Origin of the sequence: Candidatus Uabimicrobium helgolandensis (genome assembly GCF_041508025.1) — a bacterium.
GTDB lineage: Bacteria > Planctomycetota > Uabimicrobiia > Uabimicrobiales > Uabimicrobiaceae > Uabimicrobium > Uabimicrobium helgolandensis.
This window is the reverse complement of the sequence record NZ_CP165719.1, coordinates 6,270,936-6,293,203: the sequence shown is the minus strand read 5'-3', so window position 1 is coordinate 6,293,203 and position 22,268 is coordinate 6,270,936. Positions and strand designations below refer to the sequence as shown.

Annotated in this window: 16 protein-coding genes; 8 read left to right on the top strand and 8 right to left on the bottom strand. The window is 35.3% G+C overall.

Annotation, left to right across the window (positions count from 1 at the left end; all coding sequences use genetic code 11):
* Positions 1-5 precede the first annotated feature (5 nt).
* The 3 genes from UABHE_RS23375 (at position 6) to UABHE_RS23365 (ending at position 3,559) form a co-directional block, all read left to right on the top strand.
* Complete coding sequence (locus tag UABHE_RS23375) at positions 6-1,187, top strand: leucine-rich repeat domain-containing protein (protein ID WP_372365712.1); 1,182 nt, start codon at positions 6-8, stop codon at positions 1,185-1,187.
* Positions 1,188-1,198: 11 nt separating this feature from the next.
* Positions 1,199-1,984 carry a DUF3592 domain-containing protein gene (locus UABHE_RS23370; RefSeq protein ID WP_372365711.1) on the top strand — a complete coding sequence of 262 codons (786 nt, stop codon included), beginning with the start codon at positions 1,199-1,201 and terminating at the stop codon, positions 1,982-1,984.
* Positions 1,985-2,536: 552 nt separating this feature from the next.
* Positions 2,537-3,559, top strand: a complete 1,023-nt coding sequence (locus tag UABHE_RS23365; RefSeq protein WP_372365710.1) for an IS110 family transposase — start codon at positions 2,537-2,539, stop codon at positions 3,557-3,559.
* 110 nt (positions 3,560-3,669) lie between these two features.
* Here UABHE_RS23365 and UABHE_RS23360 read toward each other — a convergent pair whose 3' ends face one another.
* On the bottom strand, positions 3,670-5,193 hold the full coding sequence (locus UABHE_RS23360; protein WP_372365709.1) for a TolC family protein: 1,524 nt from the start codon (positions 5,191-5,193) through the stop codon (positions 3,670-3,672).
* 279 nt (positions 5,194-5,472) lie between these two features.
* Between UABHE_RS23360 and UABHE_RS23355 the strand changes: the two genes are divergently transcribed.
* Entirely contained in the window at positions 5,473-6,141 is a 669-nt protein-coding gene (locus UABHE_RS23355) for a hypothetical protein (RefSeq protein ID WP_372365708.1), read from the top strand.
* Between the two features lies 1 nt (position 6,142).
* On the opposite strand, the gene UABHE_RS23350 is transcribed toward UABHE_RS23355, so the two are convergent.
* The 4 genes from UABHE_RS23350 to UABHE_RS23335 form a co-directional block, all read right to left on the bottom strand.
* On the bottom strand, positions 6,143-7,363 hold the full coding sequence (locus tag UABHE_RS23350) for a leucine-rich repeat domain-containing protein (protein WP_372365707.1): 1,221 nt from the start codon (positions 7,361-7,363) through the stop codon (positions 6,143-6,145).
* Positions 7,364-7,378: 15 nt separating this feature from the next.
* A complete protein-coding gene (locus UABHE_RS23345) occupies positions 7,379-7,930 on the bottom strand; it encodes a hypothetical protein (RefSeq protein WP_372365706.1) in 552 nt (183 codons plus the stop codon).
* Positions 7,931-8,202: 272 nt separating this feature from the next.
* Positions 8,203-9,843: an alpha/beta hydrolase gene (locus UABHE_RS23340; protein ID WP_372365705.1), complete on the bottom strand. Its 1,641-nt coding sequence runs from the start codon at positions 9,841-9,843 to the stop codon at positions 8,203-8,205.
* Positions 9,844-9,936: 93 nt separating this feature from the next.
* On the bottom strand, positions 9,937-10,752 hold the full coding sequence (locus UABHE_RS23335) for an FkbM family methyltransferase (protein ID WP_372365704.1): 816 nt from the start codon (positions 10,750-10,752) through the stop codon (positions 9,937-9,939).
* A gap of 427 nt (positions 10,753-11,179) precedes the next feature.
* On the opposite strand from UABHE_RS23335, the gene UABHE_RS23330 reads away from it, so the two are divergent.
* Together UABHE_RS23330 and UABHE_RS23325 are read left to right on the top strand one after the other, a co-directional pair.
* Positions 11,180-12,385, top strand: coding sequence for a toll/interleukin-1 receptor domain-containing protein (locus UABHE_RS23330; protein WP_372365703.1), 1,206 nt, complete (start codon positions 11,180-11,182; stop codon positions 12,383-12,385).
* Positions 12,386-12,395: 10 nt separating this feature from the next.
* Positions 12,396-13,607: a TIR domain-containing protein gene (locus UABHE_RS23325; RefSeq protein ID WP_372365702.1), complete on the top strand. Its 1,212-nt coding sequence runs from the start codon at positions 12,396-12,398 to the stop codon at positions 13,605-13,607.
* 68 nt (positions 13,608-13,675) lie between these two features.
* On the opposite strand, the gene UABHE_RS23320 is transcribed toward UABHE_RS23325, so the two are convergent.
* On the bottom strand, positions 13,676-14,278 hold the full coding sequence (locus UABHE_RS23320; RefSeq protein ID WP_372365701.1) for a thioredoxin family protein: 603 nt from the start codon (positions 14,276-14,278) through the stop codon (positions 13,676-13,678).
* Positions 14,279-14,543: 265 nt separating this feature from the next.
* On the opposite strand from UABHE_RS23320, the gene UABHE_RS23315 reads away from it, so the two are divergent.
* Entirely contained in the window at positions 14,544-16,025 is a 1,482-nt protein-coding gene (locus UABHE_RS23315) for a hypothetical protein (RefSeq protein WP_372365700.1), read from the top strand.
* Here UABHE_RS23315 and UABHE_RS23310 read toward each other — a convergent pair.
* Positions 16,009-16,812 carry a hypothetical protein gene (locus UABHE_RS23310; protein ID WP_372365699.1) on the bottom strand — a complete coding sequence of 268 codons (804 nt, stop codon included), beginning with the start codon at positions 16,810-16,812 and terminating at the stop codon, positions 16,009-16,011. The two genes, UABHE_RS23315 and UABHE_RS23310, sit on opposite strands and share 17 nt — an antisense overlap.
* 13 nt (positions 16,813-16,825) lie before the next feature.
* Complete coding sequence (locus UABHE_RS23305; RefSeq protein ID WP_372365698.1) at positions 16,826-19,921, bottom strand: protein kinase; 3,096 nt, start codon at positions 19,919-19,921, stop codon at positions 16,826-16,828.
* A 309-nt stretch (positions 19,922-20,230) separates the two neighbouring features.
* Between UABHE_RS23305 and UABHE_RS23300 the strand changes: the two genes are divergently transcribed.
* The gene (locus tag UABHE_RS23300; protein ID WP_372365697.1) at positions 20,231-22,036 is read left to right on the top strand and encodes a prenyltransferase/squalene oxidase repeat-containing protein; all 1,806 of its coding nucleotides are present in this window, start codon (positions 20,231-20,233) and stop codon (positions 22,034-22,036) included.
* Positions 22,037-22,268 lie beyond the last annotated feature (232 nt).

Genomic DNA, 22,268 nt, shown 5'->3' with positions numbered 1-22,268 from the left:
AATAAATGCGCAAAGTTAATAAACAATCGTTACAAAAACTTAAGGCCAACACCGAATACTGCGAGTGTACTTTTTCTTTAAATAAAGATTACAGTTATAAAATTCAAAATTCTTACTTTCACAACTGTAACTTTGAAAACGATGTATCTTTTGAAAAGATAAAAGATTGTAAATTTATAGATTGTAGTTTTTCTGGTAAATTTGAACTTGATTTATCTAAAACAAGATTAAAAAAAATACCTGATGATGTATTTGATATTTCGTCTCTCACCCACTTAAATTTAAGTCGGAATAAATTAACTGAACTCCCTGCCGCAATAGAAAAGCTTTCGTCTCTGACGCATCTCTATCTAGCAAACAATCAATTGAAATCTATACCAGTAGAAATAGGCGAGCTTTCATCTCTTACCTATTTAGATTTAGTTAACAACAAATTGACTGATGTACCAGCAGAAATAGGTAAGTTTTCATTTCTTGCTTATTTAGATTTAGCTAGTAATCAATTAGAAAATATACCAGTCGAAATAAGTGGCCTTACATCTCTTACTTATTTAGGTTTGGGTAGTAACAAATTAACAACTATACCAAGCGAGATAGGAAAAATATTATCTCTTGCAGAGTTAAATTTAGAAAAAAATCAACTGGAGAATATTCCGAGCGAAATAGGAAAAATATTATCGCTTGCTAAGCTAAATTTAAACAATAACAATCTCACAAGCATACCTGCTGAATTAGGGAAATTGTTGTTTTTAGCAGAACTAAATTTAGGAAGTAACAAATTAACAACTGTGCCCGTTGAAATAGGTAGAACTTCTTCGATCACTACTTTGAATTTGAGTAAAAATGAATTGACTGATTTACCTGAAATAGGCGAAAACTCATCTCTAACAGTACTTGATTTGAGCAAAAATAATCTAACAACTATATCCACAAGAGTAAAACAATTTTCATCTCTTATAGTGCTCGATTTAAGTAATAATAAAATAGAGAGTTTACCTGCCGAAATAGGCAAACTTCATGCTCTTACTAAGCTTCGTCTACGCAATAACAAGCTAGAAAGCATGCCAGCCGAAATAAGTAACCTTCTCTCACTTACAAAAATGCGTATGAGAGGCAATCCATTATCAGAAAAACAGCAAAAATTAATTAAAGAATATTTGCCTGAATGTAATATAAAATTTAAGTAGGTGATGATCAAATGGGAAAATCGAATAAAAAACGAGCAAAAAAATCTTCTAAAAAACAATCAAATACATTGACGTTTAGTGTGACGTTTGTTGCATGGCTTTTCTTTTTTGTATTAGGGATATTTTTTGTATATAAAGTTGGAAATATGCTTTATAAACAGCATTTGTCTTTTAGTGTTAATAACACAGTTCCTATTACTGTTTTGAGTTCAGAAGTGAAAGAAAGCTATCCGCTAAATAAGTTTGGGGAGAAAAATATTCATAACCCTTCTTATTCTCCTGTGATTCATTACAGTTATAACCTAGAAGGAAAACTGTATAAATCTAAGCAGATTTTGCCGGATGTAGACACGACGGATATGCGACGAGAAATTGTAGAGAAATTGATAAATACATTTCCTGTAGGAAAAACATCTACAGCGTACTGTTCAACACAAAATCCGCAAAAAGCTTTCTTAGTAAAAATAGTCGACCCATATCCATATATGTTTTGGCTTGGGCTACTTTTGCCAATGCATTTAGTTGTATTATTCCTTTTTCCTGTCCTTGCAATACGTTGGCCCAATTGCAACGAATTCAGTGTCACTTTAAGTAGTCGATTGATAAGATTTTTCATAACATTGTTGTGGTATATTTCGGGTATAGTTGTAGAGGTTCATGAATGCTATCTTGCTCAATATTCTGTGTATTCTGATTTTCAAGGCGCTGTTACTCGAATATCCATTCTGTCTATTGTGGCTCTCGTGGTTTTTATTCCATGGCTAAGATTTATTTTGGTACAAGCAAAACAAAAATAAAGCGAATATACCAACATTTAGGGCGTGTCATCATTCAATACAGATAAAAATATAACGGATTCATTTAATGATACGCCAGTATTGAGTCCGAGCCCGTTTGCGAGCCCGCGCCCGAAAACTTTTTGAGAGCGACAGAAAGTGATTCATTGGTTCAATACTAGTTTTTTGCGATGGAAAAAGAAACTTTGCTTCTTTGATAAATTGTTAGTGAAAGTTTCGCAAACGGGCTCGGGCTCGAAAAAACACAATATTTTGAATGATGACACGCCCTGGTATCATCAATCTTGACAAAATTAATCTACTTTGAGAAGATAAAATTCGCACACGCCCTAAGGCAAAACTTGATATTTAGACAGAATCAATAATCTTCTCTTGAGTAGACCGGACAAATAAACGCCAAAGGTTTCTCAAAACCGTTGTTAGACAGGTCAAAAATCTCTGGGAAAGCGTAGAGAAATCAGAGCTCCGAGCTCGTATACCAGGTAGCAAAGGGTCCCCAGAGAACAACACTCAGTGAGAAAGGTATTTCATTCATAAGATAAGGAATAAAAAATGTCAGTTCTCACAGTAGGAATAGATGTAAGCCAAGACAAATTGGATGTCGCAATAATAAATAAAAGTCAGGATAAGCCAACAGATCTTGGAACATTCTCCAACGCAAACAAAGGTCATAAAAAGTTATTAAAACAGTTAAAGAACATAATAAAAAAACATGAGTTAGAAAAAATACGAGTAGTAATAGAGCCAAGCGGTGGATATGAGCAACCAATAGCAAGATTTGCTCTCGACCACGAATGGACTGTAAACATGGTCAACCCATTTAAAGTAAGAAAGTGGGCTGAATCAGAAGGCATAAGAGCCAAAACAGATCGCATGGATGCAAGATTACTTGCTAATTTTGCTATTGCAAAAGGCACTTTACCACAGTGGCAACCTCAAGAAGAACACATTGCTCAACTTGACGAAATGCTCAAACGTAAAGAAGAGTTACAGCAATCCCTTTTACGTGAAAAAAATCGCCTTAATGCTTTACTTCTCAAACTAAAGTTCGAAGGTTCTGCCCTTGCTAGTATCAAAAGATCTATTGAATGGATTCAAGATGAAATCAGACGCCTTGAGAATGACATCAACAACCACATTGGGAAGCATACTGACTTAAAAGAACAAGTCAAAAAGCTCAAAAAAACTCCTGGCGTTGGTGATAAAAATTCTCTTTACTTTCTTGTTCTGTTTCATCGTTGGACTTCTCTTACTCAAGGTCTTGGTTCTGCAAAGCAACTTACTTCTTATGTTGGTCTTGATCCAGTTCCTCGATCTAGTGGTTCTAGCATTAAATGCCACGAAGCTATTTCTCGTAAAGGTAATCCTTCTTTACGTAAAATGCTGTATCTTGGAGCTCTCGGAGCTGTTTACGGAACTACAAAAGGTCCTCTTCGCACCTTTTTTAATCGTCTTGTTTCTCGTGGCAAGCACAAGAAGCTTGCTCTTATTGCTTGCGCTCGTAAAATTCTTATTTGGGCTTGGACTACTTTTCATAAAAATACGTCTTTTGATCCTTTAAAATTTACTTCTTAACCTTATTTTTTATAGCTTCTTTACTGTTCTTTGAAAATTTTAATTTTACTGAGTTTTTGACTTGTCTCGATGAGAGAAATCTAATACAATTACTCTCTAAAAGGGACATTCTAATAGCTCCCTGCTACAAATGGTAATTGAATATCATATCTTTGTAGCCATAGGGGTAATGCCCATTGAGATCGCTCTAAATTTACGACTGCTTTTTGGTGCGCGACAATAGCATTTATCTCATTGACTTTTGCTTCTGTTAAACTTTTCTCTGTATTTTGTAAACGGTACAATGAGATTACTCCAGCACGATATTTCTTTTTTTGAATAGTAATCTGCCTTTCTGCTATTTCGCGCGTTTTTTCTGCAGTAGTGATTCGGCGTCTAGATGTTGCAAGAGACCGAATATTATTGCGTATTTCAAAAATAACGCGATTTTCTAAATCTTGGTATTCCACGAGTAGTCGTTTCTTTTGCAAAATATTTTTTTGATAGCGATTATTAGCAATTCTATTGCCAATAGGAACTTCAAGAGAGAGTTGTACGCCCCAAGAAACTTGATCGATATTATATATTTGTTCGAGAGCTGCTGCATGCTCATTGTCTTGGCCTTGGAGTCCAACGTTAACAGTCAAATCCAATTTAGGGAGTAATTGATTTTTTCGAAAAGCTATATTAATGTCGGCATTCTTTAGGTTAATTCGCCCCTGTTTTATATCCATACGATGGTTAATGGCATATTTTATTGTTTCTTCAAAATTTATATTGTTCTTACGGAGATTAGGTATTTCAATAGGAAGTAAACGAATATTTTCATAATAATTTAAATCTGAAGGTTGAATAATACTTTTTAATCTATCTTCAGAATAAATAACATTTCTCTCCGCGACAACTAAGTTATCTTGTTTTTCGGCAATATCTCGTTCTGCATCAAGTAAGTCTATCGCTGGTATAGCTCCTGCTTTTACCTGCATTTTTGTAATATCGTAAAAGCGATGCGAAAGTTTCAAAGCTTCTTTTTGTAAACGCACATTTTCGATAGCATTTACTAAGTCTAAATATGTCAATTGCACTTCCGCAAAAATGTTGAGAATCTTATTTGTGTGTTGGTATTTCGCAATTTTCAAATTATTTTGTGCTACTCGGTAGTTTGCAGTATTTGGATCGATGCCAAAATTTCTGAGCAGTGATTGGGTGATTCTTAATTCGGTTTCGTAATTAAAAACTGAATCATTTTCCTCATTATCGAAAGCATTTTTTAAATAATTGAAATTTTGAAAAATACCGATAGAACCGCCAAACTGATGCCTTTTCATAACTCCACCACTATAAACAATAGCTTCTGTATCTTTTTCGAATACATCTTGAATAACAATATCATTGAGTTGAAATTGCTGTACAACGGCATCGGTACTATTTTCATAAGCAAAATCAAAAGTAATAACGGGGTCAAATGCTCCCTGAGTAATAGCAATATCTTTCTGAGCAATAAGTGGTTCAAAGCTTTTAATTTTTATACCTAAGTTATGATTAAGAGCTCTTGCTAGACAATTGTGGATTGTTATTTCTTGTTGTTGCTGTTGCGCACATAGTATTGTATTTACAAAGAAAAATAGTGCTGCGAAGTAAAGTTTTGCATTCATGAGGTTTCCTTTAGCACAAGTCAGGTTTTAGATTAGTTTATTATTGATAAGAATCATCATCGTTTTGATGGAAATTATCAAAATAGTGCTTAAAAATGCATTAAGAACACTTATAGTTATGATATCTGCGATATCAACATCAATACATCATGTTAAATGCAAAGCTTGTGCCATATCGAAGTAAAATTTGAATGTTAGAGTTGAATTTCTTTGTGAAAAATCCGAATAAAATTTAGTGGTGTTTTAAAATTTTAGTATATGTTAGGAAGGAAATTCCTTATGGAGATTACATTTGTTGCAGAAGATGGAGAAGATCTAGTAGGACAAATAGATTATCGGGAACCTGAATATCAGGGAATTGTGTTTGTCATTCCAGGAGCTTTCGCTACTGATAGATACGGTTCTCCACTTGGTTTTCCAGCACTCAAAAATTTTTATGTGCCACTGAAGGAAAAGATTATATCTCAAACAAATTTTGCCTTTTTCAATTATGATCGTCGCAAAACGGGTAAAAGCACTCATGAGAATTTATCAACGCCTGTAGAAAATGATGTTTTCTGTATCTATAGGCAAATTGTAAATCTATTTCCAAATCAGCAAATTGTTTTGCTAGGACAAAGTTATGGAGCTGGAACAATAAAAAAATATTTTCGCTACTTTTATGAAATACAACCTCCCAAAGGTATTTTGTTACTGTCTTCGTTAGGAAAATTAACTGATGATATACTCGAAAGTCAAATTCCAGTTCACGTTATTGTCGGTGAAAATGATGATTATGGAGGTATGATTATCAAAGAGAATTTTCACGGCTATAATGACTCACTCATTAGTTACGATTACTTAGAGGCTACTGATCATCTTTTGTGTAAATACCAAAAAACAGGTATGCGTAGTATGTCTATTTTAGCTTTAGAGTCTATCGCTAAATGGTTAAAGAATTTACCATGATTTAAAATTCTATAGAAATCTTTGGGAATAGTGATTCTATTTTAATTTGTTGCTCTCTACTAGCTAAGTTATTTTTAAAATCCAAACTGATTATATTTGATTCTGCTAATTCTTTGGGTAATTCTTTTAATTGGTTATTGTTTAAAAATAGATAATCTATTTGTACTTTCTTCAATTCAATTGGAATAGATTTTAGTTGATTATTTCCTAACTCTAATATGTCAATTTCCGTTATTTTTGTTATTTCTAAAGGAAATTGCTTAAATTGATTTTTTGATAGATCAAGTCGGAATAAACGCTTGAATTTTGTACAACTACTAGGCAAATTGTGCAGTAGATTCTTTGCTAAGAAAAGCTCTTCTAAGTTAGGTAATTTTCCTAAATTTTCAGGCAAAAATGTTAAGCTATTATTTTCAAAACATAAACTTTTTAAATTTTGCAATTGAATTATTTCTTTTGGAATACTCTCTATACTGCTATCTGAAAAACTTAGGTTAACTAGCGATTTCAATTCTAGAATAGCAAGAGAAAAATGTTTTAACTGACTAGAACTTACATATAAGGTTATGAGTTTTTTTAATTTTGCTATTTGCTGCGGAATATTAGATATATTTGTTTTATCTAAGTTTAAAAAAATCAAATCTTGTAGAGATCCAATTTTTTCTGAAACAGAAATTAGGGGATTGTTTCCTAAAGATAAAGTTTGAAGTTTTTTCAATTGGTAGATTTCTTCTGGCAGAGATCTTAATCGGTTGTAAGACAAATTAAGATACTCTAGTTCTTGTAATTTCCCTATTTCTTTCGGTATGGATCGAATCTCATTATTCGATAAATCTAACGATCTTAGTCTTTTTAAATCAAAAATCTTTTGCGGAATAGAAGTTAAGTTTTTTGTTGAAAAAGAAAGGCTAAATCTTTTTTGCGTATTTTTAAAGTACTGGGCTTCACTTACTTCAATTTCACGAAAATCCCAATTTCGTACACTCCAAACTACTCCTTCGTAAGAGGCTTCTTGATCTATAACAACAGCGTAGACACTAAACACTTTTTCAAAAGAAAAAGTGCATATATCATAATAGGGACTGTATCTTTTTATAATATTATTTCTTGCGTAAAGAAACATTATCGCGATTAAAGCAATCGTTAGCATTGTTAGTTTCAAGGTAATAAGCAAAATTCGCAATTGCCAACGAGGTTTCTGTTTCCGAGGTTCGCTATCCATTTTAAATCCTTCTAATCAACTATCTCTTATTACAAATCTATTCAATTTATTATCTGGAACAAAAGCGATTTCGCACTTTGTACAGTATACACCTTCGGTAAATTGTTGGCTACTGCCAATAAGTTCTGACTCGACGACACTATCAATACTGAGGTTGGCAAATATCGATCCTACTCTTTCGCCTCGAGCGGGATTAAGCATCACCAGTTTTTTTCTTAAATGCTGCATTGAATGGCATTTAGGACATTGTGGTGCTATTGTGTTTATAAAAAAAGAAAGATGTGCACTCCCTTTTTGGGGAGCTTCGATGTTGACGAACTTTTGTATTTCTACAGAATTGACAAAGTAATGATTGCCACCAAAAATACAATGGTCACCATTTTCTGTACTTTCTATATAAAAACGACATGTTCTAAGCTTTTCGTGTAATTCCGTACTAAACACATCAAACTCCTCAACATTGCGACTGAAAGTCATAACATATATAAAAAAAGTAATGTTGCGATTTTGTTGATTTAGTTTATGAATAAGCCCAATCACAGACTCTGTTTGTTGAAAATATTTCACTTTTTTTCTCCTACACAAGAGTAAAACATTACATAGTCGTTCTTTAAAAGATTGTTTTATGAGTAATTGCAGAAATGAGCGTATCGGAATACTTTTTGGGTAGTAAAAATCGAAGTGAGGTAAATTATTTTATTTTGGAAAGTTACTGACAAATATTATTGTTTTTTCAGATTCAACGAAAACTAGAATACCTAGAACTAGCTACGAATTATTCTACAACCTCAGTATACAGATATTGTTTTGTATACTGAGGTTTCAATTGGAAATAAGTGTTACTTACTCCACACAGCTTCGAGTTGTTTCATTCCGCCCCACTGAGAGAATAGACGTTGTCCTGCTTCGCGGATTTCATCTCGTGTTCTCAATCGGCCATTGCCATTTCCCGATCCAGGAAAAACAACAAAAACAATACCACTACTAATTCCGCCTTTTTTAGGACTAGAATTAATTCCTAAATCTTCTGCCAAAGCAATCGATCCTTCTCCAATGTGATTCCTTGGACCAACATCTGCGTACATTGCGTAGGCAACTTTATTACTTCGTGTATTAATTACAGCAGCGATGTCACCTATCTTTGCTCCCATAGATTTTCTAGCAGGGAGAACATAAAATGGTATTGTGCTCGCATTGACATATCTTCTTGGATCGTATATGCTTTTTTGCGAAGAGAACATTGCTGTTTGCGATACATAATAGCCTGGAGCAGGGTCTGTGGATTTTTGAATTACAGGAACACCATTTTTGGTGACAATGCCCCACCAATTTCCAGGATGTCCAGCATTTGCTAGATAATCTAATCCTTTTCCTTTTTGACGATGATATGCTTTTGGAGCTCCGTCTGCATCTACAGACATACCACTTCCCCAAAAGAAGCCATTTTTACCAGGTACTTTCCATATTGTTTTTCCAGCGGCACTGCCGTGAACTACTTTTTTATTAACAACGCTACGCGCAACTTTGAATTCTCCAGAAATAATTCTTTCAGCAGCCATGTGTAGAACAGTTTCACTTTGCCAGTAAGAATGTCCACTAACAAAATCTGCAGCATTTGTATTGCTTACTTTAGTAACAACATCTTCCGTTGATGCGCCAACAAGCCCCATCGCGTCTTTTTCTGCGCGAAGAATTTGAGTAAAAAGTTGTTGCTCAAATTCATTTTTTGATCTTGAATTTTTTGTTTCTAGGCTATGCATATATTGCAATTTCTCATCCATAGACATTGCAATGAAATCTTGTGAGCCAGGGATATTCTGCCAATTGTCATTGCGCCCAAAAAGCCAATACCACAAAGCATAAGTGTATTTCAAGGTGTAATCATTTTTAGAGTAATAAACAAAATTATGAGGAGCAAAAATATTCGTTCCTTTAAAACTAGTAAGGAACACATTATTGTGCACTGCAGGGGCAAAAAAATTACAATATCCCCAGTTAATATAACGCGCACTATTGTTGTTTAGAGAGCTAAGAACAACTCTTGCTCCTAAACTGTGAGAAATAATATGGATTTTGTTATTACTTCCACCATACCAATTTGTCATTGTTGCAAGAACATGAGTCAAGTAATCACCCGCTTTATTTGCATGTTTCATGCCTTTGCCAAAATCAATGGAAATATTTACTGGCCAGTGAAAACCAACATAATTGACATGCCCAAGTTTGCTTTTTAAAACGGGATAAACCGAATTAAAGGTTCTTTTTGCGCTGCTAAATGTATTGTTAAAACCATGAACAAGAACAACAGTATCAACACTCGCATCGAAATTTTGTTGCAGTTGCTGTAGTGGAATTTCTTGAGGAGAAGATAAGAAACTATCATTGCCGTTATTACAATTTAAAATGGTCAAATCGTTTGTTTGCTGTGTAAAAGCAGTAACTGAAAATAAAAATACTACTACAGTGAAAATAAACTTCATAAATAACCTCCGACGTAAATTAAATTTTGTAGAGCTGTAGAAACACAGTTTCTTTTGAAATTTTACCAGTTTTATAAAAAAATCGCAAGTAATTCAATAAGTCCAATTTTTAATCTCAGACCTCGTTACAACAGTGTTTTCACCAATGGTAAAATTTTTATAATCGCCGTACTCATTCAAGGCGCTATAAAAACTTTTTTCGCATCCTGGTAGCATTTGTTCATGAAGTTCAATAACAATAGTACTAATGCACTTAATCCAAGCAGTATTTTGAGAAAAAACCGACTTCTCTGCACCTTCAATATCTATTTTAAAGAGATCCACTCTTGGCCATTTTCGATATTGCAAAATCTCTGGTACAGTGATGCTCTCTATTTTAGAACTTTGTGTTTCTGACACGCGAAACGCATATTTACTGTCTTGAGGGTTGTCTATTTGTAAAAATGTTTTTGTATACCACAAAGCCTGAGAGAGAATAGTAATTTGCGAATAATCTTTAGTGTTTTCTCGTAAAATAGCAATGTTCGAACTCTCAGGTTCAATACAGATAATCTCAGCTTGAGGATAACAGTTCGCGAAAAACAAAGCTGCATAACCGACATTCGCTCCAGCGTCGATAATAAACCGCGGAGTGTTCGCTAAATCAAACTTATACTCCTCAATAATGAAAATTTTTTCGAAAGTAGGAATATCAGAAGTGCGTGGGCGAATAGCTACTTTTTTACTAATCGCAGGTACAAAAACATATAAGTTCTTTTTAGAAATGAGTAAGCGCAAAATCACAAAGCAGGCGTTAGCAAACCCAAGTTTTCTAAAATACTTACTTTTAATCCAAAATTTATCAAAATTACGCTTACTATTGCGTAATATCTTTTTGATCCTTGGTGGTAATATTTTTTTGTATTGCAATGCATTAATCCAAGCAGTTAAGTGAGTCGCAAAAAGTTTTTGAGCACGTTTTAAGTCAACATAGAATTTGAGTATTAGAGCAAGGACAACCTGAAAGGCACATAGCTGTAGCTATGTAACCGAAGGTTCGACACCGCTATGATGCTCAAAGGCAAGCTGCGTGCTTTTGAAAACTTTTGCAACTCGCTTAATAAAATAAAATACAAGTAAAGAAAGAGAAACTATAAGTAAAATATATACTTACAATTCATTTTCATATTAGCAAACCAGTACTTCTTTGTACAAAAAAATTTGTTTCGATAATTTTTTCAACGTATCAACAATTTTATCCGTATAGAATATAGCGTAGCGACATACTCTATGATAAACTAAATTGTTTGTTCGCAATTTGAAGCTTATTTTGGTTGTTTACTTCAGAGGAGAAATAATGGAATTAATAGATCAAATTACGGTGTATCACAACGATGAACCACGTTTTATCCAGTTATACCAAGGAGATTTGACGAAAATCTCAAAAGAAGACGCGGTTGATATTCTCGTGGTTTCTGCTTTCCCTGGTTCGTATGCACCTGTTACCGGAACGCTTATTGGAGCCTTAGATGAAAAGGGTGTTTGGGTTGGAGCTTTAGCAGCAGACAAAGAAGCAGATCTCCGCGATTCGTTTTCATGTTGGCTTTCCAAAAAAATTACCTCTACACGTAAAAATGCTGAAATAAATTTTGAACGTATTATGTGTTTTGAACCCAAAGGAGATAGGGAACAAGTTCCCGAAGTAGTTGGTGATATTTTTCAAAGTCTTATTGCATTTTTGAGCAATAGTGATTCCTTAAAAAATGTTGCAATGCCCCTTGTCGGTACGGGAAATCAGCAAGCTGATCTAGATTCTGTACTACCAGCACTTATAGAAGCTGCAGCGCATTGGCTTAGCTTAGGTCTACCAGTGGAACATTTAAAAATTGCTGCGTATAGCCAGGGTAGTGTCAACCAGGCTATGGAAATTTTCCCGCAAATCAAACAAAAATATCACCAGCAAACATTGTCCAATGAAAAAGTCGTTAAAGACGACTACAAGTATGATATTTTTATTAGCTATTCACATCAAAACACCAAAGAAGCGAACCTTTTAGTGTCATTTCTCAAAGAACTAGACAGCAAAATTCGCATATTTATTGACCGCAAGGAGTTGAATGTTGGTTGTGCATGGCAACAACAAATTTATGATGCACTCGATTCTTGTCATAAGGTTATTGCGCTATATTCTCATGATTATCTCAATTCAAAGGTGTGCAAAGAAGAGTTTAACATTGCCTTGTACCGCGACCGCGATACAACGGAAAACCTACTTTTTCCTATTTATCTCTATAGCACAGATCTTCCTACATACATGAAAGTTCTACAATATTTAGATTGCCGCGAAGGTGAGAACGCTAAACTACACAATGCTTGTAAAGAGATTCTCGCAAATAATTCAAAAGAAAACTCTCTGCAAGAAAGCATTCCTAGGCAAACTAAAGAAGATCTGTATTCTATGGTACGCGAATTACAGTCGCAAATGCTTACAGCAAACAAAAAATTAAAAGAGATGGAAAATAAATTAAACGCATTATCTCAAAATTCTACCGAAAAATCCTAGGAGATTTTACATGAAGCTGATGGATAGCATTACTGTTTACCACAATTCCCAACCGCGATATATAGAACTATATCACGGTGATTTAACAGAACTTTCAGAAGAAGATGCTGCGGATATGCTTGTTGTTTCAGCATTTCCGGGAATGTACGCACCTTCTACAGGAACCCTAATAGGTGCTCTCAATAAAAAAAATGTTTCTGTTGGTAGACTTGCTCTTGACAAAGAAGTGGATCTTCGCGAATCTTTTTCTTGTTGGATTTCAAAAGAAATATCACAAGAGCGCTGTTCGGTTAATTTCAAGAGAATTTTGTGCTTTGAACCACGAAAAAACCGAACGCAAATTGCAGAAGTAATTGGTGATATTTTCCAAAGCCTTATTGCGTTCTTGAGTGACAGTACACAAGAAAGAAATGTGGCAATGCCTTTAGTTTCCACTGGTAAGCGCCGGGCACCGGTTTCTTCAGTGTTACCTTCTTTAATAGAAGCGGCGGCGCATTGGCTATCGTTAGGGTTACCGGTAAAACATTTAAAAATAGCCGCTTATAGCCCGCAAGATATAGCAGAAGTAGAAAAGATATTCCCTAGTCTTAAAGCTAAGTATGATCAATTTACGCAGCCAAAAACGGCATCTGATACCTCTGAACACGAATATGATATTTTTATTAGTTATTGTCATGAAAATGCACAGCAAGCTAACCAGATAGTTTCTTTCTTAAAAAAGTTAGATGACGGTTTAAGCATTTTTATTGATAAACGTGAACTTAATGTAGGATGTGCTTGGCAGCAGCAAATTTATGATGCTTTAGATTCATGTCGTAAAATCATCGCGATTTATTCTGATGACTATCTCAACTCAAAGGTTTGTAAAGAAGAGTTTAATATTGCCTTGTATCGCGATCGTGATACCGAAGAAAATATACTTTTTCCTATCTATCTTTATACTACCGCGTTGCCAACATATATGAAAGTTGTACAGTATATCGATTGTCGTGAAGCAGACCAGGGTAAACTAGAAGAAGCGTGTGCCGAAATTATCGCAGAACTCAAAGGGAGTAAACTACGGCAAGTACGTAAACAAATCACTTATAAAGACGAACAAAAACGCACTAACAATGAAATCATTGCGCTGTTAAAAAAATTGCAAACGCAAGTTGATCAAACAAGTGAGCGTTTATCAAAACTAGAACAGCAAATGGCGGACATTACTCGCGATAAAAACTAGTGGATGTAGGGGGTAGGTTGATTATTTCGCAGATAATTATCTGCGAAATAATCAGTTAAAAAGTCTTACTATTTTTTTTTAGCGTATTTTACGCCACAACCGTAAGATTTTGTGCTAGCAGGAACTTCACCTTTTTTGTCACCCAAAACAACATCTAGAGTTTCAGCAACAAAGTTTTGTGCTTTAGCAACATCTGCAGATTTTGCAGAACGAATACTATCAATAGCACCTTTGTATAAGAAAGCGCCTTTAGCAGAAACAACAAACATATGAGGAGTTGTTTTTGCTCCGTATGCTTTACCAACAGCACCATCAGCATCAATCAAGTATGCCGTTGGAGCAGCGCCAAGTTTTTTCATTGCTTCTTTGATTTTGTCAGAAGGCATGTGACCTTGGTTACCTGGAGCAGAAGAACAAATCGAAAGCCAAACAACACCTTTTTTGGTGTATTTCTCTTGAAGTTTTTGCATATTTTTTACAGATTCATTGTAGTGTTTTACAACGAAAGGACATCTATAGTTTGTCCACTCAAGAACAACAACTTTGCCTTTAAAATCAGCAAGTGAATGTTTCTTGCCATCTGCATCTGTTAAAGTGAAGTTAGGAGCCATTTCTCCAGCAAAAAGTGCAACACTAAAGATGCAAAGCAATAAAATACTAAGTTTTTTCATTGGTATTCCTTTCAAAATACTTTAGAGATGTTAATTTTCGAGTTTAACTCGATTGAGCGAAGTATACAGTTTATTTTTGCATTGTAAAGTTAAAATTGTGTTAAATTTGGTTCATCTAATGTAGCATTAATCAATTAAAGTGCGTCGACATTTGTCTTTCTTGTTATATGAATTTTTTAGAGATTAGCTTCGTTACTTTCTACTGCACAGCGCTTTCAAAGTATCTCGCTACTCCTTAAAACAACTGACCTTATGCAAATCCTAAATGTCAACACGTCTTAACATAAGTTTGCGAGTAAATAATTTGAAGTCAAGTAATTTATTACAAAAAATGGATATATTATACAATACCAGATTCACGGTAAATACAAATGATAGTGGAGAGAAACAATACCAGAAGTTGGTATTTGCTGTTCGTAAACGCATGCGCAAAAATTTTTCGCTTATGGAACAGGCTCTTCAAGTTATTGATAACAGTAATATTGTTGTTCGTTTCTTACATCCAATTAGCGATTACCACTGTTATTTGTTTTCTTTGCTAAAAGTGTGTAGCAAAAAACACGATTTATCACTAGAAGAAGTTCAACGTTTAGAACCGATAGAAATAGAAATTATAGATAAGTCAATTGTCGTTTATAGTTTACGTCGCGCTAACTTTGACAAGAGTTGTCATAAAAAGCCTTGGCGTTTGGCAAAATCAAAAATGAAATATCACACAATTTACGATTACTCTTCGTTTGTAGCTGAAATTTATGTTGATTATTGTTTAAACTATTTTGCAAAGCAGCATTGCGATTTAATGCCATACTTAGTTGCGAAAAATTGTGTGATAGTTCACCAAAACCGTATTAAAGTCAATCTACCAGTAGATAGTGATTTTGCTCACGATTTAAAAAAAGTTATCTCGCGTTATTGGGGAAATGAGGTAATCCAAAACTATACGCGAAACATCAATAAATACAAAAATGTTTTTTACGCGCGTGTTTTAAATAATTTTGATAAGTGGTTTGTAACAAAAGAAATTATACGACATTTGCAGTATGTGAAAGTCAAAAAACGTGTGGAAGATGATCGATCAACCTATGCGCGCGTTTTCGAAACAAAAAAGAATATTCGCAAAAAAACTCTTGCGGTAATGAAGGATAACGCTTTCTTGAATTTTTATGGATATGTCGAACTGGATAATAGCACAGATCTCGAATATTTTTCTGTATTAGAAAAACACCTAATGGAACTCCATAACTACTTCACACTTCCTGTAGCTGTGGATCATTCTTTACGGGTAAAAAAACTAGGAAAGCACAAAGCCGATGGACTGTACTTTCCTAGTGAAAAAGCAACTATTTTCGCAATAGATCACCCCGAATCATTTGCACATGAACTAGCACATCAAATAGATTATACTCACGGCGAACAAAAATCTTTGCTAAGTGAAACCGCTTCTTTTCGTCATGTTGTTGATTTATATATAGACTTAGTGACAGCGCAAATACAAAATCTACCTGCAAATTCAACCTTGAGAAAGAGATGGTTTAGTCGCCATAAATATAATTGCGATTATTACTGTCAAAATACCGAAATATTTGCACGAGCGTTCGAAATTTTTCTATACCACGAAAACATACGTAGTCCACTTGTCGAATGTCATTTTCGCGATAAAAGTTTATACCCTCATGATCCTTACTTTGTTTCTACTATACGCGAATATATTTATTCTTCAGTATGCCCACTTATTTCTTTGCAATAGCCTCTTTTACTTTATCAATAGCAACAACACAAGCATTAGAAAGAGCTACTTCTCCTAACTTACGGCCAATATCAACCCAATCATCTTCGTCATTGTAAAAGTCGCCGTAAACGGCTGGGGCATCAACAGGAGACATTGCTTTTTCTTCTAAACGAAAAGTGGTGATTGGATTTCCTGATTCTACTTCGTAGACAGTTACTGACATTGTAACAACACATTCCGCTGTTCGCGTGCGAAAAGCATTTCCTGTGAGCAAAAATGATTTTCCCTGTGAAAGTGGAAACACCACTAAATTTGGTAGAAATAATAAGGTCATATCAAAAGGTATGGTTAGAGCGGATGTTGTATTGCGTCCCAAATCGCGAATGTGAAAACGATTCACTTCCCCTACAATTAAGTAATCACTCGTTTCTAATGATTTTTCTAGCATTTTTTCTAGTGAATCACCAATAAGTTCTGTTGGTGGATTGATAATTTCTTTGAATTGACCTGACTCTTTGAGGGTGTATGCCAAACGACTTCGTACATCTCCCATTGGAATATGCACCTCTTTCATTCCCGCAATCGGTTCAAAATCTTTGATCATCTTCGTACCTTCGGTTACCAAAGGTGAATTTTGTTCTTTTCTGGGCCAAAAAGAAAAACGATTGTCGATAAACAACCCTACTGTAATCGCATTATCCATTTTACTTGTTTGTTTTGGAATAACTTTCACTGGAGTTGTTGTTACTGGAGCATATTGACAACTTGCAATACATATTGCGACTGCTAAAAGTAAATACTGCATATTACTACCTTTCCTACTCTGAAAACGCGCAACGAAAGCCCAGCCAGTTTTTGCGCGAAGACTTCGGTTCCATAAAACGAACTTGATCCCAAAGCATTCTCTTTAAATACTTCGAATTTAAAATAAAATTACCACCTTTACGCATGGCTTTGTCTTTTTCAGTATTCTTAACCCATTCAGAAACATTTCCTGCCATATCATGTATACCAAAAAAACTAACATCTTGTGGCCAATTTGCCACTTCTTTTATCTTTTTTGGCCAACTCACATCGCCATTTTCTCCCCAAGGATATTTACGCAACACTTTTTTATTCCACAGGGCTGCCGCAACCCATTCAGCTTCAGAAAGAAGTCGTTTTTTGTAAAAATTGGAGTAGTTAGTTGCTTCTTCATAGCTTACAAACACAACTGGTTTATTACGCCATGAATCTTGTTGCTTTGGTTTCCAGCGCAGTGGTGCTTTTGCACCAGATGATTGTAAATAACGAGCATATTTATCGTTGCTAATTTCTTTCTTATCAACATAAAAAGTAGAAAACGAAACAACCTGTCCATGAAGAGTTATTCTTCCCTCTGGAATACGCACCATGTTTCGCGGAACAAGCGCCCAAGTTAACGGCATTTTCTGCATATTTCCTGCTTGATCATAACCAACGACATATAAACTCTGTTTGCCGTACTGCAAATTGACAGTACACACATAATCATCACCTTGTTTGTTAAGTGGTATTTTGCGCTGCTTATGATAAACAAATGCTTTTGCTATTTTGAGAAAGTCTTTTATTTTGACGCGAATATTCGCAGCACTGCCAATTTGTTCTTCATAAAATATCTGCTGTTGATTTGGACTAATTAATTTTATTACAGGCGGTTTGCTATCAATAACAAACGATATGACGCGGCCTATTCTTTTTTTCTGTTGTTTGTGATGCACAACTTGCGGAATAATTTGGTATTTACCGTCCTTTAGATTCATTTTTGATACGAACTTGTTTCGTTTGACGCGAACTGGATGTTTTTTATATAAGCGATTACCTTTTTGGATCAACAAAACTACCTGTGTTTTTGTTGGTAACGCACTACTTATTTTTCCGTATACAACAACTGTTGGCTTGTTTAATATACGTTTTTTCATTTTTATTTGGACGCGTGGAAGAATAACAGGCTTTTCTTTTGGTATCTTAACCACTTCTTTTTTTTGTTCGTTCTCATCTGAAATAATGGGGTCTTCTACATTTTTTATATCCTGTGAAGAGTTGGTGTTTTGCTCGTTAGTTTGATTCTTAGTTTCATTGTTTTCTTCAGTGTTATTCTTAGTGTCATTGTTTTCTTCAGTATTATTCTTAGTGCCATTGTTTTCTTCGGTGTTATTCTTAGTGCCATTGTTTTCTTCAGCGTTATTCTTAGTGCCATTATTTTCTTCAGCGTTATTCTTAGTGCCATTGTTTTCTTCAGTGTTATTCTTTACAGTTTCGTTATTATTTTTGATTTTAATCGTTGTATTATTTTTATTTGTTTGTGTCTGTGCGTTTGATGTTTGGTTCGCAATCTTTTCTTTTCTTTCTTGTGATTGAAAATAATCGAAAACTTGCTGGCTATATCCTTGAAAATGAGCGTAAGCCGCTCCAGCAGCAAAAATCATAAATAAACCAACCATCGCTACTTTATGATAAGCTGCAGATTTTTTATGTTTGTCGCGCAAAAATTCTTCAAGGTCTTTGACAAAAGATTCCGCATTTTCATAGCGCTTGTCGCGATCTTTATGCATCAATTTGTTTACTATTTTTACAAGTGCAGCAGGAACATCGGGGTTGACTGTTTTGAGAGAAGGCGGTTTTTCTGATACATGTTGTTTAAATAATGTTACTGTGCTTCCAGAATCAAAAGGCAACCGCTCAGCTAACATATAATAAAAGGTAATACCTAAACTATATAAGTCACTGCGAGCATCAACATTGTTTGCACCATCCCATTGTTCAGGAGACATATACTGTGGAGTCCCCATAATTTGTCCTGCAACAGAAATTTTACTATTACCGAGATCACAAGCTAATCCAAAATCAGCGACCTTTACCTGCTCATCTTTAGTTACCATAATATTAGAAGCTTTTATATCGCGATGAACAACTCCTTGTTGGTGAGCAACTCCTAATCCTTTAGCTGCATCGATAATAATAGAACAACTTTTTTCGATAGAAATTTTTTTCTTGGCTTTGAGCAGTTCTTCAACTGTTAAGCCGTCTACATACTCCATTATGTAGAAATAAATACCGTTTTCGTAACCCGCATCTAAAACCTGAACGACATTTTGATGATGAATTTTCGCACAAGCTTTCGCCTCGCGAATAAAGCGTTCGCGAAGTTCTTGAGAGGAAGCTAAACTTGGTGGTAATTCTTTTAAAACAACCGTTTTATCTAAGGTTTGATGATAAGCTTTATATACGCGTCCCATCGCTCCTTCACTAATTTTTTCAACAACGCGACAACGTCCAAATGTTCCACCTATAACATCCGATCTTTGAAAACGAGATGGCCCTTCTTCTTGTTCGCGAGTCGAAGCTAGTGCGCTGCCATCGACATTCGGTAACGAAGGAGTTTTTTGTAGATGAGAAGAAAAACCATCTTTGGGTTGATTATAATGCGTTGCGGGCTGCACAAAAGTTTCATCTGTGGCATTAATGGGTTTTTCACCAAACGCCTTGCGAATTTCACTGTCTGTTGGAATAAAAACTGTTGGCGTCGTAGGTTCTTTCGTTTTCTCTGTGTGCAGTAACATTGTAGCTTCAACATCATCGTTTAAACTTGTTTCTTCAAAGATATCGCCTTTTTGGCTCGCATGAGAATCAAAAAAAGCCATTTCTTCTTCTTTACACTCAATAGCCGATTCACTAATTTCTTGGTCTATTTCTAGATTATCTTCTTGGTGTTTACTACGTACAAATTGCGAAGAATCCAAAACCTCTGTTACGCGGCTTGGCATAACTTCTTCATGAGCTAATTCTACTTTTACTGCTGATACCAAATCATGAACTTCGCTAGCTGTACAGTCATTACAATTCGTAATTTGCGTCATTATGCGTCCGCAACGCGAACAACTCCATTTTTGCATTGTCTTTATTCTCCCATTTGCGAAGATCACATAAACTCTGAATAGGACACGCTCTAATAATCATCTTCGGTAGAACTTTTTCGAAAAAAGCCCCAAATCACATTTGTAAGCCCAGAGACACGCCCTAATTATAATAGTTAAAAATATACGATACAATAATTATTTTTATTGCATTGCAATTCAATGTTTGATAATAAAGTGATGTGACAAAAGTCGAACTACTTTTATTGCATTACTTTATACTACCAAACTATTACGCGAAGGCCATTGTTCTTTGCTTTAACACAGCATACAAAACAGAGAAAAAACATGGACACACATCTACTAAATCAAGCAGCGCAAAATACTTTAAGTAAATTACAAAGTTTACAAGTAGAAGAACAAAGATGGATTGGAGAACTTGCTCCAAGTGCTTTATCTACAGCTACCGCAATTTGTGCGTTGTCAATTGTAGATTTTGACCAACATAAATCCTATATCGAACAAGGTGCAGAATGGTTAGCTCGCAATGTAAATGAAGACGGAGGTTGGGGGGATACTCCTCTAAGTCTAAGTAACATTAGTACTACTTGTCTAGTTTGGGCAGCTTTTGGTGCAGCAAAACAAGATTCAAGCTATCCAAAAATTATAGCGGACTGTGAAAAATGGATTTGTAACTGCGCTGGTGGCCTTAAAATAGACGATATCATACGCGCAATTAGTGATAAATATGGTAAAGATAAAACATTTGCTATTCCAATTCTAACTATGTGTACTTTAAGTGGGCGCTTTGGTGACAACAAAAGAGTTTGGCGTTGTATCACTCAACTTCCTTTTGAACTAGCAGCATTTCCTCATCAATTTTTTAGTTTTTTACGTTTACCAGTTGTTAGTTACGCACTTCCTGCTTTAATAGCTATCGGACAGGTACGACATCATTTATGCCCCACGCGCAATCCATTGACTTACCTAATTCGTAGGTATACTGTTAATAAAACCCTAAAAAAACTAAATGATATCCAACCAACTACTGGTGGTTATCTCGAAGCCATTCCACTTACAAGTTTTGTAGCTATGAGCGTTGCTTCCTATCTAACACCGCAACATCCGAGTTACAAAGTTGTAGACAACTGTGTCTCTTTCCTAAAAAACGCAATGCGTAAAGATGGTAGTTGGCCTATAGACATAAACTTAACTGTTTGGGGCACAACACTCTCAATTAACTCTGCTGCAATTTCAACAAATACCTTTACCTCCTTTCCAAATAAACAAAACACTTTAGAATGGTTATTGCAACTTCAACAAAAGGAAGTACATCCTTTTACCAACGCTGCTCCGGGAGGGTGGGCGTGGATTGATTTATCAGGAGGTGTTCCAGACGCTGATGATACTCCAGGAGCCTTGATTGCTTTGTCTAACTTAGCTCCAGAAGACGAAAGAGTAAAAGAGGCTGCACGCAAAGGTGTTGTTTGGCTATTAGATTTACAAAATAGCGATGGCGGAATACCTACGTTTTGTCGTGGTTGGGGAACGCTACCTTTTGATCGCAGTACGCCAGATTTAACAGCACATACATTAAGCGCATGGAGCAAATGGTATTCACACTTAGATGCTTATACCCAAAAACGCGTTAAAAAAGCCACACAGAAGTGCTTAACTTACTTACAAAAAAATTGGCAAACCACTGGCGGATGGCTTCCTTTGTGGTTTGGAAACCAACATGCTCCAAACCAGGAGAATCCGGTGTACGGAACAGCACGTGTGCTTATTGCTCTAATTGATATTGAACTTTATGATGTTACGTCTTTTATTGCTAAAGCAAGAAGCTATTTACTAGAAGCGCAGCATGAAAACGGTGGTTGGGGAGGAGACCGCAAAGTCCGGCCTTCTATTGAAGAAACCGCTTTAGCTCTCCACGCGCTCGCCAAATTAGGCTGTCAAACCAATGATAAAGAATTAACCCAAGCGATCTCTCAAGGAGAGGTATGGCTGAGAAACGCAACTAAAGAAGGTAAGCACTTTCCCGTGACTCCTATTGGTCTGTATTATGCTAGTCTATGGTATTACGAACAGTTATATCCTATTGTTTTTTCTCTAGGAGCCTTTCACCAAATAATTGAGTACCGTAAAGGTTAAATTTTCTCTCGCTGATTTAGATTTAAAACAGACACCGAATAGTGCTATGGCCGATTACTGCTAGAGAATCTCACTCTAGGAAATAAGTGAGAGGTCACTACAGTATAAGAGTGTGGTGTCGAGAGTAAAAACTCAACTTATCGCTCCCTGTTAGAGACAACAGAGTAAATAATTCTTTTATTTCTAGTGCGTACGGAGTAACTGCAGTGTGCCCAATCTTATAGAATTTGTT

Coding starts and splice junctions, on each gene's coding strand:
- UABHE_RS23375 (WP_372365712.1), top strand. CDS start 6: ATGCGCAAAGTTAATAAACAATCGTTACAAAAACTTAAGGCCAACACC.
- UABHE_RS23370 (WP_372365711.1), top strand. CDS start 1,199: ATGGGAAAATCGAATAAAAAACGAGCAAAAAAATCTTCTAAAAAACAA.
- UABHE_RS23365 (WP_372365710.1), top strand. CDS start 2,537: ATGTCAGTTCTCACAGTAGGAATAGATGTAAGCCAAGACAAATTGGAT.
- UABHE_RS23360 (WP_372365709.1), bottom strand. CDS start 5,193: ATGAATGCAAAACTTTACTTCGCAGCACTATTTTTCTTTGTAAATACA.
- UABHE_RS23355 (WP_372365708.1), top strand. CDS start 5,473: ATGGAGATTACATTTGTTGCAGAAGATGGAGAAGATCTAGTAGGACAA.
- UABHE_RS23350 (WP_372365707.1), bottom strand. CDS start 7,363: ATGGATAGCGAACCTCGGAAACAGAAACCTCGTTGGCAATTGCGAATT.
- UABHE_RS23340 (WP_372365705.1), bottom strand. CDS start 9,843: ATGAAGTTTATTTTCACTGTAGTAGTATTTTTATTTTCAGTTACTGCT.
- UABHE_RS23330 (WP_372365703.1), top strand. CDS start 11,180: ATGGAATTAATAGATCAAATTACGGTGTATCACAACGATGAACCACGT.
- UABHE_RS23325 (WP_372365702.1), top strand. CDS start 12,396: ATGAAGCTGATGGATAGCATTACTGTTTACCACAATTCCCAACCGCGA.
- UABHE_RS23320 (WP_372365701.1), bottom strand. CDS start 14,278: ATGAAAAAACTTAGTATTTTATTGCTTTGCATCTTTAGTGTTGCACTT.
- UABHE_RS23315 (WP_372365700.1), top strand. CDS start 14,544: ATGTCAACACGTCTTAACATAAGTTTGCGAGTAAATAATTTGAAGTCA.
- UABHE_RS23310 (WP_372365699.1), bottom strand. CDS start 16,812: ATGCAGTATTTACTTTTAGCAGTCGCAATATGTATTGCAAGTTGTCAA.
- UABHE_RS23305 (WP_372365698.1), bottom strand. CDS start 19,921: ATGCAAAAATGGAGTTGTTCGCGTTGCGGACGCATAATGACGCAAATT.
- UABHE_RS23300 (WP_372365697.1), top strand. CDS start 20,231: ATGGACACACATCTACTAAATCAAGCAGCGCAAAATACTTTAAGTAAA.